Annotated in this window: 11 protein-coding genes; 1 reads left to right on the top strand and 10 read right to left on the bottom strand. The window is 46.0% G+C overall.

The window, feature by feature from the left end:
- Positions 1-58: 58 nt before the first annotated feature.
- The 7 genes from AC787_RS29770 to citZ all read right to left on the bottom strand — a co-directional run bounded on the left by AC787_RS29770 (position 59) and on the right by citZ (position 8,634).
- Complete coding sequence (locus AC787_RS29770; RefSeq protein ID WP_054028584.1) at positions 59-841, bottom strand: DeoR/GlpR family DNA-binding transcription regulator; 783 nt, start codon at positions 839-841, stop codon at positions 59-61.
- A gap of 2 nt (positions 842-843) precedes the next feature.
- Positions 844-1,800 carry a sugar kinase gene (locus AC787_RS29765; protein ID WP_054028583.1) on the bottom strand — a complete coding sequence of 319 codons (957 nt, stop codon included), beginning with the start codon at positions 1,798-1,800 and terminating at the stop codon, positions 844-846.
- Positions 1,801-1,843: 43 nt separating this feature from the next.
- Complete coding sequence (locus AC787_RS29760) at positions 1,844-2,272, bottom strand: hypothetical protein (protein ID WP_054028582.1); 429 nt, start codon at positions 2,270-2,272, stop codon at positions 1,844-1,846.
- A 212-nt stretch (positions 2,273-2,484) separates the two neighbouring features.
- On the bottom strand, positions 2,485-4,638 hold the full coding sequence (gene recQ / locus AC787_RS29755; RefSeq protein WP_054028581.1) for a DNA helicase RecQ: 2,154 nt from the start codon (positions 4,636-4,638) through the stop codon (positions 2,485-2,487).
- Between the two features lie 114 nt (positions 4,639-4,752).
- Entirely contained in the window at positions 4,753-5,697 is a 945-nt protein-coding gene (mdh, locus tag AC787_RS29750) for a malate dehydrogenase (RefSeq protein WP_054028580.1), read from the bottom strand.
- Between the two features lie 358 nt (positions 5,698-6,055).
- Positions 6,056-7,351 carry an NADP-dependent isocitrate dehydrogenase gene (gene icd / locus AC787_RS29745; protein ID WP_054028579.1) on the bottom strand — a complete coding sequence of 432 codons (1,296 nt, stop codon included), beginning with the start codon at positions 7,349-7,351 and terminating at the stop codon, positions 6,056-6,058.
- Between the two features lie 170 nt (positions 7,352-7,521).
- A complete protein-coding gene (gene citZ, locus AC787_RS29740) occupies positions 7,522-8,634 on the bottom strand; it encodes a citrate synthase (protein ID WP_054028578.1) in 1,113 nt (370 codons plus the stop codon).
- A gap of 307 nt (positions 8,635-8,941) precedes the next feature.
- Between citZ and AC787_RS29735 the strand changes: the two genes are divergently transcribed.
- A complete protein-coding gene (locus AC787_RS29735) occupies positions 8,942-10,489 on the top strand; it encodes a Ppx/GppA family phosphatase (RefSeq protein ID WP_054028577.1) in 1,548 nt (515 codons plus the stop codon).
- Here AC787_RS29735 and ppk1 read toward each other — a convergent pair.
- The 3 genes from ppk1 to AC787_RS29720 all read right to left on the bottom strand — a co-directional run bounded on the left by ppk1 (position 10,461) and on the right by AC787_RS29720 (position 13,703).
- A complete protein-coding gene (gene ppk1, locus AC787_RS29730; RefSeq protein ID WP_054028576.1) occupies positions 10,461-12,527 on the bottom strand; it encodes a polyphosphate kinase 1 in 2,067 nt (688 codons plus the stop codon). The genes AC787_RS29735 and ppk1 overlap by 29 nt on opposite strands.
- Before the next feature lie 171 nt (positions 12,528-12,698).
- Positions 12,699-13,091: an FxsA family protein gene (locus tag AC787_RS29725; RefSeq protein WP_054028575.1), complete on the bottom strand. Its 393-nt coding sequence runs from the start codon at positions 13,089-13,091 to the stop codon at positions 12,699-12,701.
- A gap of 144 nt (positions 13,092-13,235) precedes the next feature.
- Positions 13,236-13,703 carry an acyl-CoA thioesterase gene (locus AC787_RS29720; protein WP_054028574.1) on the bottom strand — a complete coding sequence of 156 codons (468 nt, stop codon included), beginning with the start codon at positions 13,701-13,703 and terminating at the stop codon, positions 13,236-13,238.
- Between the last annotated feature and the right edge of the window lie 70 nt (positions 13,704-13,773).

Raw genomic sequence — 13,773 nt, 5'->3', positions numbered from 1 at the left:
AGGTTCCGTCTCAAAAGGTATATAACCTTTTGAAGCGGAACCTCTTTTGAATATCATGTTAATCCGTTACATGCACAGAAATGCCAAGCTGCTTCATTTCAGCCGCAAGCTCTTCGGTGAGCGGGACATCTGTAATGACACCCCGCAGCTCGGATAAGGAAGCAATGGAAAATAACGAGGTACGATCTGTCTTCGTATGATCGAATACGGCATATGCCGCTTGTGAACGCTTAATGAGTGCTTTAGCGATTTGCGCTTCTTGCTCGGAGTAGGTCGTAATACCGCCAGCGGCAGAGATACCATCGACACCGATGAACATCTTTCCGATATGCAAATGTGCTACCATACCCTCGCCTAAAGGACCACACAGCTCAAAGCTGTTATGCCTCATGATGCCGCCGGTAACGACAACCTGAATATCGCTGCCCGCCAGCTCCATCGCGATATTAACCGCATTGGTCACTACCGTGATGCCTCGTCTGGACTTTAACATCTTGGCAATAAGGAAGTTGGTCGTACCGCCGGAGAGACCGATCACATCGCCTTCCAAAATTAATGAGGCTGCTAATTCCGCGATATGTTCTTTCTCCAGGATCGACAGCCCTTCCTTCTCCGAGAAAGGTAAATCCCTTACCGAGTTCATTCCATCGTACATCGCCCCGCCAATCGTCCGAATGACCGGATAATCGGCTTCCATTTGCTCAAGATCACGACGTGCCGTCGCTTCTGAGCAGCCGAAGCGCTCAACCATTTCCAAGATCGTCACCCGTCCCTGCTGCTTCAATAGCTGCAGTAGCGCTTCACGGCGACGCTGCCCCTTGTTTCCGATCAATTCTGCCATTGTCAGCGCTCCACCCAAGCCTTGGCGGACATCCGCTGCTGGACGACACTCCATTCCGGCAATGCTTCCCAGTCGCCACGCATTTGCACGACTAATGATCCGTTAATGCTCGCAAGGCGTACCGCTTCTACAGGGGATAAGCCCTTCATAATTCCTGCCAAGAACCCGGCGCAAAAACCGTCTCCCGCACCTACTGTATCCACTACCTGCTCGGCTGGATAGAAAGGCAAGCTTTCTTCCTGCCCTTTGTTCAGAACGATCGTCGTATCGCCTCTGCCTTTAATGATTGACACCGCTTTTAGCTCATTCAGCTGACCTTTAATATGCTCGTAATCATCTGTATCGTACAATAATTTAAGCTCGTCCCATCCTGGCAAAAAGTAATCCGCATCTGCCGCAAGCGGCAGCAGTGTTGCGCGTGCTTCTTCAATTGACCACAGCTTAAGCCGCAAGTTCGGATCAAAGCTGACAAGCACACCAGCTTCCTTCGCAATATCTATAGCGCGGCGAATCGTTTTGCGGCAATCTTCGCTGAGCGCTGCTGTGATACCGGTTACATGAAGCAGTTTAGCACCGCGAATGTAATTCTCATCAAGCTGCTCAGGCAGCATCCGACTAGCAGCCGAATGCTTTCTGAAATAATGTACTGCCGTTCTACCAGCTACATGCTCACGAAACATCATGCCAGTAGGAGCTTCCGAGCTAAGCTGAGCGCGAGATACGTCTACACCCTCTCCACGCAGCGTTTTCAAAATAATTTTGCCAAACGGGTCGTCGCCGAGAGCACCGAACCAGCCAACAGAGGAGCCTAGACGTGCAAGTCCAATTGCGACATTGCTTTCCGCTCCGCCAAAGCTTTGTTCCAGCGTAGCGGCGCGTTCGATTGACTTATGCTCCTGCGGCATAAACAAAGCCATTGATTCGCCAAACGTTACAATTTGCGGCGATGATTCTAACACGTAAAAATCCCCCTATAGCGTTATATATTCGGCGTTATCAATATTAGCCTTCAATCATCGGAAACTTCATGAAGTAAATAATAGCGATATAAAGCACCAATACGATGATGCTCATCACGCGAGCTTTGTTAATATGCGCGGTTGCACTTTTGCCTTCTTGAATGGAAGCAACAACAAGCTTAAGCGGCTTGGAAATAATTCCGCCTAATGCAGCTATGCCTAAGAATAGCAAAACAATAAGAACCATCCATGTTACGGTGTAATCAGCTTGAGACATCAAATATCCGCCTGTTAGCAACTGCAAAACTAGAAAATACTGTGCAATTCGATTCGCCGAACGCAAGCCGTCAGCTAGTCCGCCTTGTCCGACTCCAGCAAGCTTAGTAGCTCTTCCCAGCATGATTGGAAGAACGATATAAAAACCCATCCCTACTGCACCAATCACGTGCAAAAATAACATTACTTTAAACATTTTAACTCCTCCTGTTTTGGTAAAGCGTAATCAACGATTCGCAATTGCCAAAATTGATTCTATGAATAGTTTATCAGAAACGAGATTTTTTTCAAATGACTATGCTCCTGAACCGAAGCTTTATACACTTTTTTGTTGAATTAGTTCTTAATCGTTCCCGAAATTTTCACACATTAATAAGAAAGCCAACTCCTATCGAATGTCTCTCGGATTTAAGATTTGAAGCCATATTTACTCATAACCCCATGAATTGCAAAATAAGTAACTTCCTCAGGCAAAGCATCCTTTATGGGACGCAGCTTATCAATCCCTTGCTCGCCAATCGCTTGGACGATCAATTGTTCATATTCTGCCGGGATGATTCTGCTCCAATCTATTTCTTCGCCTTCATCCGCGCAGCGAATGATATGTCCTTCAACCGTTACTTTGCTTAATCCGCGTTCCTTCGCTATTTCACCCGGCTCCAACCCCGTTTGAAACAATTTGAGCGTAGCGAAGTGACTCGGCTGCTCATCACTAGATTCAATCTTCTTGGCAGCTAAAGGACCTCTAGCCGCAGTTGTAACCATTCCTTCGGTTTGACTCTCGCCTGCGAACGAATGAATAATGGAGAGCAAATCTTCTCCGTATTTCTCCGCCTTCGCTGAACCAATCCCTTTCACGCTAAGCAGTTGATCTTCGTTTTGCGGACGAGCCATTGCGATTTCCCGCAGTGTTGCATCAAAGAACAACATAAATGGAGGAACACCTTCTGTTGCTGCTTTCTCTTTACGCCATTGCTTGAGCGCATCGAATAAAGGTGAAGAAGCTGCCGTATCATTGGAGGCTGCCTGACGAACGATTGCCCTAACTCTCTGCATGATTAATTCACGGCCTTCCAGTACCGGCAGCGCGTTCGCAGTTAGGGAGACAACTGGATATTGCCCTTCGCTGAGTTTTAAGAATCCTTCAGCAACGAGCCAATATAGCCAATCTGCAATTTCTTTCTCGGGCAAATGACGCATTAAACCGTAGGTAGATAAACGATCGAGCCCAAATTCGAGCAAACGTTTATCACGTGATCCCTTCAATACTTTGGCAGCCATCGTTACGCCAAATCGACCTTTCATTCGACCAACGCAGGAGAGCGCCATCTTCGCTTCCTCCGTCCGATTAACTGGCTCACTCTTATCGAGACAGCTGCTGCATTTTCCGCATGCTACAACGTCCGTCTCACCGAAATAATCGACGATAAACTGTTGTAAGCAACGCTGCGTCCGACTGTAGTTCATCATGGTATGAAGCTTAGAGAGCTGAATCGACTTACGCTCTGAGTCCCCAGTGCCTTGTTCAATCAGGAAGCGTTGTACCTGCATATCAGCAGGCTCGAACAAAAGGATGCATTCGCTCTCCTCACCGTCACGGCCAGCACGTCCCGCTTCTTGGTAGTAGGATTCAATATCGCTTGTCATTTGCCAATGCAGCACATAACGAACGTTTGGTTTATCGATGCCCATTCCAAAAGCGTTCGTTGCGACCATCACACGAATCTCATCGAATCGAAACTTCTCCTGTGTGTCGGCACGCTCAACATCCGACAATCCTCCGTGGTACTTGCCTGCTTGAATGCCTCTGCGCGTTAGCTGCTCATATACATTCTCGACTTCTTTTCTAGTTGCTGCATATATAATGCCTGATTGCTCCTTGCGCCCCGCAATAAAGCTCTCAAGAAACTTTTTCTTATCCACACCTGTAACGACGGAGAGAGACAGATTCGGTCTGGCAAAGCCGGTAACAAAGATACTTGGGTCACGCAGCTTGAGCATTTCTGAAATATCAAGCGCTACCTCTGTTGTAGCCGTAGCCGTAAACGCCGCAACGAGCGGCCGATCCTTCATTCGAGCAATCCATCCTGCAAGCTGACGATAGCTTGGACGGAAATCATGCCCCCACTGCGATACGCAGTGAGCTTCGTCTATCGCAATGAGCGGGATAGAGAGTGCCTCAGATAAGGATTGGAACATAGGCGCATCAAGGCGTTCAGGCGCAACATACAGCAGCTTATACTCTCCCATCATCGCGTTTCGCATCACATCTCGATATTCAGCTGCTCCTAACGAGCTGTTAAGAAACGCTGCTGATACCCCAACCCGCCTAAGCGCATCAACCTGATCCTTCATGAGCGAGATGAGCGGCGAAATAACTAGAGACGTTCCCGGCAGGAGCATGGATGGAATTTGATAACATATCGACTTTCCGCCGCCGGTTGGCAAAATAGCAAGTGTATCTTGTCCATTCATAATTCCCGATATAATGTCTTCTTGTCCTTTGCGGAAAGAGTCATAGCCATATACCTGTTTCAAGGTTTGTCTCGCTTGTTCGATCAACCTGTACCCCTCCCAAAGTATTTTTTGCCTTAAACATAAACAGGAGGACCCTGGCAGCATTCTGTCAGGGTCCTCCCAAACGCATTCATTTATAAAAGCAGCAATTTAGCTTGCTTACTCGCCTGTTACTACTTGGATAACGTTGCGTACGGACTGAGCGGATTTATCAAGAGCAGCCTTCTCATCAGCAGTCAAATCAAGTTCAAGCACTTTCTCTATGCCGTCGCCGCCAATGATTGTTGGCACACCCATAAACAAGTTTTCATAACCATATTCGCCTTCAAGCAAAGCGATAACCGGAATAATCCGTTTTTTGTCCTTTAGGATGGCTTCTGTCATTTGAACTAGCGAAGCTGCTGGCGCATAATACGCGCTGCCGTTGCCTAGCAGGTTCACGATTTCGCCGCCGCCAAAGCGAGCGCGTTGTACGATTGCTTCAATACGTTCTGCAGAAATAAGCTTCTCGATTGGAATGCCTCCAACGTTCGAGTAACGAACGAGTGGAACCATATCGTCACCGTGTCCGCCAAGCACGAAGCCGCGAACATCTTCAACGGATACGTTAAGCTCTTGCGCAATAAATGTGCAATAACGAGCGGTATCAAGAACACCTGATTGACCGATTACACGGTTCTTAGGGAAACCAAGCGTTTGGAATGCAGCATAAGTCATTGCATCCACCGGGTTGCTTAAAATAATTACATAAGCATTTTGGCTTGTTTTTTTGATGTTTTCACAAACAGATCTTACGATGCCAGCGTTCGTGCTAACAAGGTCGTCACGGCTCATGCCTGGTTTACGAGCGATACCAGCCGTGATGATTACAACATCTGAATCTTTTGTATCTTCATAGTTGGCAGTACCGATAATGTTTGCATCTACTCCAAGTACAGGAGTTGCTTCAAGCATATCAAGTGCTTTACCTTTAGTCGGGTTTTCAAGCGGTTCGATATCAACAAGAACAACATCGCCTAGTTCTTTTTGAGCTAGCATAAGTGCAGTAGTAGCGCCTGTGAAGCCCGCTCCTACTACGGTAATTTTTTTACGCTTAATCGCCATTTGTAAAACCTCCCGTAAAACTTATTTTGAAGGAGAGACCCTGAAGGGGAGACCCCTTTGACCCCCATTTTCACTTTACAGCCTCTCAAGTGCGTTTTCGAACCCACCTAAATCCTCCCTTCCAAGGGAGGACCCCAAGGCGCTGCGCCCTCTGGACACCTGCGAATTAGACTAACGTAGGAGGGGCAGAGGACGCACCTTAGCAACTGTTGAGCGTGGCTCGCTTTCGTCCCTGCGGGACACGCTCAACAGTTGCTCGCATGGGGAATGTGTCCCTGCAGGACGCCATTCACGGTGCGAAGAACAAATGAATATAAGATGAGGGGGGCAAATGCCCCCCTTATGTTTGGGAAAAAGACTACATGTTTTTGATGATTTCGTCTGCGAAAGCGGAACATTTTACTTCTGTTGCGCCTTCCATCAAGCGAGCGAAGTCATAAGTTACTGTTTTGTTGTTGATCGATGCTTCCATACCTTTATAGATAAGGTCAGCCGCTTCTTGCCAGCCTAGGTGCTCAAGAAGCATTACGCCGGAAAGGATCACGGAACCTGGGTTTACTACGTCAAGGTCAGCGTATTTCGGAGCTGTACCGTGAGTTGCTTCGAAAATTGCGTGTCCAGTCAAGTAGTTGATGTTCGCGCCCGGAGCAATACCGATACCGCCAACTTGTGCTGCAAGAGCATCGGACAAGTAGTCGCCGTTCAAGTTCAATGTAGCGATAACATCAAAGTCAGTCGGACGAGTAAGTACTTGTTGCAAAGCGATATCCGCAATTGCGTCTTTAACGATTAGCTTGCCAGCTGCTTCTGCATCTTTTTGTGCTTTGTTTGCAGCGTCAGTGCCTTCTGCTTCTTTAATGCGGTCATATTGACCCCATGTGAAAGTCTCGTTAGCGAATTCTTCTTCAGCCACTTCGTAGCCCCAGTTTTTGAACGCGCCTTCTGTGTATTTCATGATGTTGCCTTTGTGTACAAGAGTAACTGATTTTTTGCTATGTTTGATCGCATACTCGATAGCTGCGCGAACAAGACGTTTAGAACCTTCTTTCGATACTGGCTTAATGCCGATACCGGAAGTTTCTGGGAAGCGGATTTTGTTAGCTCCCATTTCGTTTTGCAGGAATTCGATTACTTTCTTCACTTCTGCAGAACCTTCTTGGTACTCGATGCCTGCATAGATATCTTCTGTATTTTCACGGAAAATAACCATATCAACAAGCTCAGGACGTTTTACTGGTGAAGGTACGCCAGTGAAGTAACGAACAGGACGCAAGCAAGTATAAAGGTCAAGTTCTTGACGTAGTGCAACGTTCAATGAACGAATGCCGCCGCCGATAGGCGTAGTCAATGGTCCTTTAATTGCAACGATATATTCGCGGATTGCTGTCAATGTATCAGCAGGCAACCACTCACCGTATGCATTGAATGCTTTTTCGCCAGCAAATACTTCGTACCAAGCGATTTTTTTCTCGCCGTTATAAGCTTTTTCTACCGCTGCATCAAGTGCGCGTTTTGAAGCTTTCCAAATGTCGCGGCCAGTACCGTCGCCTTCGATGAAAGGAATAATTGGGTTGTTAGGAACTTGAAGAACACCGTTGTCAATTGTGATTTGTTCGCCTTCTGTTGGAAGCGCGAATTTTTCGAACTTAGCCATGAATAAAATCCTCCTTAGAATTGTACTTGCTTAATAGCAAGTATGAGTTGATATGATGTCGTTTTGAAATATAATCTTGGTTGTAAAAGTAGACTTCCAACTGATTATATTTAGAGAACAGAGAGCGACGAGCTTGTTCGCTCTCTTTCCATTGTAACTTATTTCACGAATTAACGCTTTTCAATCGGAATGTACTTCGCATTAACCGGACCCACATAGTCAGCACGTGGACGAATCAAGCGGTTATCTTGATACTGCTCAAGGATATGTGCACTCCATCCGGATACCCGGCTGATCGCAAAAATTGGTGTAAACAAGTCACGTGGAATTTCAAGCGTTGTGTAGACAGATGCGGAGTAGAAGTCAACGTTTGGCTTCAAGCCCTTTTGTCCAGTTACCAACTCTTCAATTTTAACAGACATTTCGTAAAGCTCCATATTGCCTGTCAGCTTGCCAAGCTCGCGGGACATTTTTTGCAAATGTTTCGCACGTGGATCGCCGTTTTTGTATACGCGGTGACCAAAGCCCATAATTTTGTGTTTGTTCGCAAGCGCGTTGTTAATAAAGCTTTCAACGTTAGCAGTTGAACCGATTTCTTCAAGCATAACCATAACTGCCTCGTTCGCGCCGCCATGAAGAGGACCTTTCAAAGCGCCAATCGCGGACGTTACGCCCGAATAAATGTCAGACAAAGTTGCTACCGTTACACGAGCAGCAAATGTCGACGCATTCAATTCGTGGTCAGCATGAAGAACGAGCGCTTGATCAAGTGCCTTAACAGCAACTTCAGCCGGCTCGTTTCCAGTAAGCATATATAAGAAATTATAAGCAATAGATACACCTTGCTTTGGAGCTACAGGCTCTTGTCCCAGGCGGATACGTGCAAATGCAGCAATAATAGTTGGCAGTTGCGCCTGCAATTTAATTGCTTTCAATTGATTCGCTTCAGGTGACATATCGTTTGCAGAGTCATCGTACAATGCTAGGCTAGATACTGCCGTACGAAGCGCAGCCATCGAGTTTGTGTTTTTTGGATATAGCTTGATTTGATTAAGCACGCCTTCTGGAAGCGCTGCAAATTGATCCAATTGCTTTTGCAGTCCATCAAGCTCAGAACGATTAGGTAGTTTACCGTACCATAGCAGGTAGGCAACCTCTTCAAAAGTAGCGTTTTCCGCAAGATCGTCAATATCTATACCGCGGTATGTCAATACGCCATCAATAATTGAGCTGATGGAGGACGCCGCTGCGACAATTCCTTCCAGACCTTTAGTTGCTGTCATCGTTCTCTCTCCTTTAACGTGGTTATCGTAAACAATAAAAGGGGTTCGTTTTTTGTACCATCGCCTTTAATCATAAATGATTTTGGCAACTATGTGAACAAATACGGACATAAAAATGCTTTATCAGCATCATTAATATTTTTTTCGCTTATTATTTCACCGCTTCACGTCGTATGCTCAAACTGCATTTTTCCCTATTCGCACCATTTTTAGCCGCTGCATAAACTATTTTTACAGAATCGGATAAAGTGGTAAAATGTCAAAAAGAGAACTTACGGAGCAAAATTTGCCGTATTGGAGGCGCTACATGACAGGACAACGCATCGGAATTATTGACATAGGCTCCAACTCTGTCCGTCTCGTTGTTTATGAGAGGACTGCAAATGGCGCTCATCGTGTGGCGGATAGCAGTAAACGGCCTGCGAGACTAAGCGAACGTATCGATGAAGACGGATGTCTTCCAGGTACAGCGATCGACGAACTAATCGACACGCTGAATCATTTTACCATGATTTGCACACATAATCATACTAGCCATATTCGTGCAGTCGCAACTGCGGCTATTCGAAATGCAAATAATCGTTCAGAAATCCTTAATCGTATTAAAACGGACACAGGTTTGTCCATCGAATTGCTCACCGGGGAGGATGAAGCCTCGTACGGTTTTCTCGGCATGATTAATTCGCTCAATATACGCGACGGCCTTCTTATTGATATTGGCGGCGGAAGTACCGAACTGTCTTTATTTCGCAACCGCGTACTCGTTCATTCTGTATCCTTCCCTTTTGGATGCGTAAGCTTCAACAAACGTTTCGGTACAAAAGGCATGCTCCAAGATGATGACCTGAAGGCGCTTGAAGCCATCGTTGCTGATGCTGCTAGAAACGAGACCTGGATTGGAGAAACAACAGGATTACCGCTTGTTGGTGTCGGAGGAACGGTGCGTGCGCTAGGAAAAATGCATCAAGCGGCACTTAAATACCCATTTCCGCAAACGCATAATTATCCGGTTACGAGCGAGCACGTCGATGAGCTTTTTCATCAAATGCGCAAGCTTCCACTTGATAAAAGACGCAAACTTCCAGGCTTGTCCAAAGACCGAGCCGATGTCGTTGTGCCCGGTGTAGCTATTTTACGCGTATTATTCCGTGCAACAAAGGCATCTTATTATCGCGTTTGCGGTGCTGGCCTGCGTGATGGCTTGTTCCATGCGACGAGGTTCCCTAATCGTCCAAAACTCGATGATGTGCTTAAATATAGCCTAACGAACTTAAGTGCCCTGCACCCGGAAGCGCCAAAGCAGCATGTGCAGCAGGTCAATCGAATTTCGCTCGAGATCTATGACGTCCTGAACTATGTCCATCCATTGACGCCTCAATCAAGAGTGCTGCTTGATACGGCATCTCAGTTGTTCCGAATCGGCGCATCCATCGATTATTACGAATATGCGAGACATTCCTTCTACCTCATTATCAATTCCCAGTTGAATGGGTTGACACATCGTGAAATGATTATGACAGCGGCTATCGCATCATACAAAAGCAAAGGCCGGGCTCGTCAGCACATTTCCGAATATAAGGAGCTGCTTAACGAAACCGACCTTGATGTTATATATAAGCTTGGCGCATTGCTGCAGCTATCGACCGCGCTTGATCGAGGGGAAACGCAGGCCATTGCTCAGCTAAATGTTCTATTATCCGGCACTCAGCTGCTGCTCCGGCCAATCCAGCCGCGCAGCACGCTTGCTGTTGAGCGCCGTGAAGTAGAAGAGTTCGCCGGCGAATTCAAGAAACTTTGGGGATTCACACCGAGTCTTGACTATTCGGCTACGCAAGTCCCTTCCAAGACGCTATAACCTTAGCCTCGAATTGACTGCGGAACGGCTGCTTATCAACACTAGAAATGTGTTCGTAAGTACCGTTCGGCTGCAATTCGCGAGCTTTTACATTATCATCGATATTGAGCTGAAGCATTTTGATTAATATTTGTCTGAGCGTCGGATCAAATACTGGACACATGAGCTCGATCCTTCTTGTAAGGTTACGGGTCATCCAATCCGCACTCGACAAGTACACCTCTTCTTCCCCGCCGTTATAGAAGTACATAATCCGCGCATGCTCCAGAAAACGGTCAACGATGCTAATAACCTGAATATTTTCACTTCGTCCAGGAACACCCGGCCGCAAACAGCATACCCCGCGGACGATTAGAATGATTTTCACCCCGGCTTGAGAGGCTTCATAAAGCTTATCAATCATTTCTTGATTCGATAATGAGTTCATTTTGGCAATAATGCGTGCTGGCTTTCCAGCTACTGCATTCAGTCTTTCTCGATCGATTAGCCGATATAGCTTTTCCTTCAAATCAGAAGGTGCAACTCCAAATGCTTTCCACTCATAAGGTGATGAATAACCCGTAACTTCGTTGAACAATGCTGAAGCATCGCCGCCGATTATCGGGTGAGATGTAAAAAGTCCAATATCCGTATATAAAGTTGCCGTGCTGTCATTGTAATTTCCTGTTCCTACATGCACGTAACGACGCAGTGTACCTTGCTCACGCCTTACGACTAACAAAATTTTTGCATGTGTTTTCAGACCAACAAGCCCATAAACAACATGACAACCAGCTTTCTCCAGCTGGCGTGCCCAAGCGATATTCCGCTCCTCATCAAACCTCGCCTTTAGCTCTACAACGACCGTTACCTGTTTTCCAGCTTCACCTGCCTTTGCAAGTGCTTGAACGAGCGCAGACTGGCCGCTCACACGGTATAACGTCATTTTTATCGCAAGCACGTCGGGATCATATGCAGCCTGCATGACAAAGTCATTAACGGCGTCAAATGATTCATAAGGATGGTACATCAATACATCCCGCTGACGGATGACCTCAAACATATCGTCGGTGTGGTCAAACTCTCTTGGATAAATAGGCTCAAGCTTCTCGTACCGCAAATTATCATTGCCCGGTACTGCACCTGCAAACTTCATCAAAAAACTTAGATCAAGCGGACCGTCGATTTCAAATAAATTATCTTCGATTTCGAGCTCTTCCGTAAGCATTTCGAGCGCATAAGGATGCATCCCCTTGGAAACCTCTAGCCTAACAGGAATTCCCCAGCGACGGCGACGCAGCTCCTTCTCGATTTCCTCAAGCAGATCCTCTGCATCCTCCTCATTGAGCGTAATATCTGCATCCCTTGTTAGACGGAACGGATTAACGGAGAACGGGATATATCCATTAAATAAGGTATCTATGAACTGTTCAATTAAATCCTCAAGAAGCACAAACTCCGTTTTCTTGCTGTTAATCCGTCCAGGAACGGGTACGAATCTTGGCAAAATAGAAGGTACCTGCACAATCGCAAATAATGGCTCTTCTTCAGCAGGATCTCCCTCTTGCCTTAAAAGCACTGCTAAATACAGCTCTTTTGTATGAACGAGTGGGAACGGTCTGCTCTGATCAACAGCCATAGGAGTAAGAACTGGAAATACGATTTCATGAAAATAATCCGAGACTGCCTTCGTCTGCGTTACATTAAGCTCATCAAGCGAACGAATAAAAATTCCCTCACGGCTCAAACTGCGGAATACTTCCCTGTATGTACGGTATTGATCGTGTACCATTTGAGTAGCACGCTTAATTAGCCTTTTCCATAGTCCTGAAGGCGTATAGCCCGTAAAATCAATTTTGGACAAGCCAGCTCTCATCTGCATCTGTATGCCAGCAACACGCACGCTCATAAATTCATCCAAATTGCTTGAGACGATGGCCAAAAACTTTGCTCTCTCAAGCAGCGGATTGCTCGGGTCCTGCGCCTCTTGAAGAACTCTTCGGTTGAATTCGATCCAACTTAAGTCACGATTTACATAGTTGGACAAAAGCTTGGTCATTTCTCACGCCTCCTGAGTAATTTTGCAAAATAAACCTGATTTTTTTTAGCTTATTCTTCCTATTGCATATCAAGAATACTAATATTAACGACAGGAAACGACTTGTGTCTATGTCATTATGACGCATGACTATTATTGCCATGTTAACCTTTTGTAAATGTCACGTAAAAATTAGAATCTTCCGATCTTGAAGTTGCCGTTTCGTATTCTTTTTTCTATTTCACGCAGCATGATTTGTCTATAAAAGACTCTTGTGAACGGAATGAGCAATGAAATGCCTAAGATGTCAGATAAAAACCCTGGCATCAGCAGCAAAATGCCTCCTGCCAGCACACATAATCCATCTAAAAGCGACTGTCCTGGAATTTGTCCGGCTTGCATTTGACGTTGGGCCTCTCCCCATACTCTACGGCCTTCCATTCGAGCCAAATAAGCACCTGCCAAACCCATGAGGATCAGTATAAAAAAAGTGTTCCAGCCCCCGATCCAGCTGCTCACCTGAAAGATACCCCACAGCTCAACTAAAGGAACAACAATAAAAACCGCCAACAGCCATTTATACATGATTGGACCTCCTCCAAAGTTTGCGTTGCAAACTTACTTCGTAAGCACAAGCTTGGTTTGCGTAGCAAACTTACTTCGTAAGCATAAGCTTGGTTCGCGTAGCAAACTTACTTCGTAAGCATAAGCTTGGTTTGCATTGCAAACTTACTTTGTACGCAGCAATTCGTATAACTCAGGCATTACTTTGTTTAAGCGCGCTGGGTGCCACGCCTCGTTGACCCATACATGCTTTGTTCCGCCCTCTACGAGCAGCTCGCCAGGCAGTGATTCACCTTCTAATCGTACTGAGGCATGGAAATCATCCAGCGTTACCCTTCTAACTTGCGATTCAAAGGATACGCGTAATGGAGTGCAATCAGCAATTCGAGTACAAACGACTACAGTATCGTCATAACGGGCTGGCTGTACATATCGGCATTGCAAATCTATAACCGGCAGCAGCAACCCTTTTTCTTCGATCGTTTTATAGTCATAACCCGCATTTCTTATCCATTCAGTACGTCCAATCTCGAACCAAGTTACATAATTCCCATGAAATACAACACTCATTTGATCGGTTTCCTGATAACGAACACGCAGCGGATGCAGATACCAAGTGGAAGCTGAAATCATAAATGTCCCCCCAAGTCTTTTACAACTAACTTGCTATGACTAACAGATTAGCAAAAAGCGACGGTGAGAT

This window comes from Bacillus sp. FJAT-28004, from assembly GCF_001280845.1.
GTDB lineage: Bacteria > Bacillota > Bacilli > Paenibacillales > Paenibacillaceae > Pristimantibacillus.
This window is presented reverse-complemented; position numbering and strand designations above follow the sequence as displayed.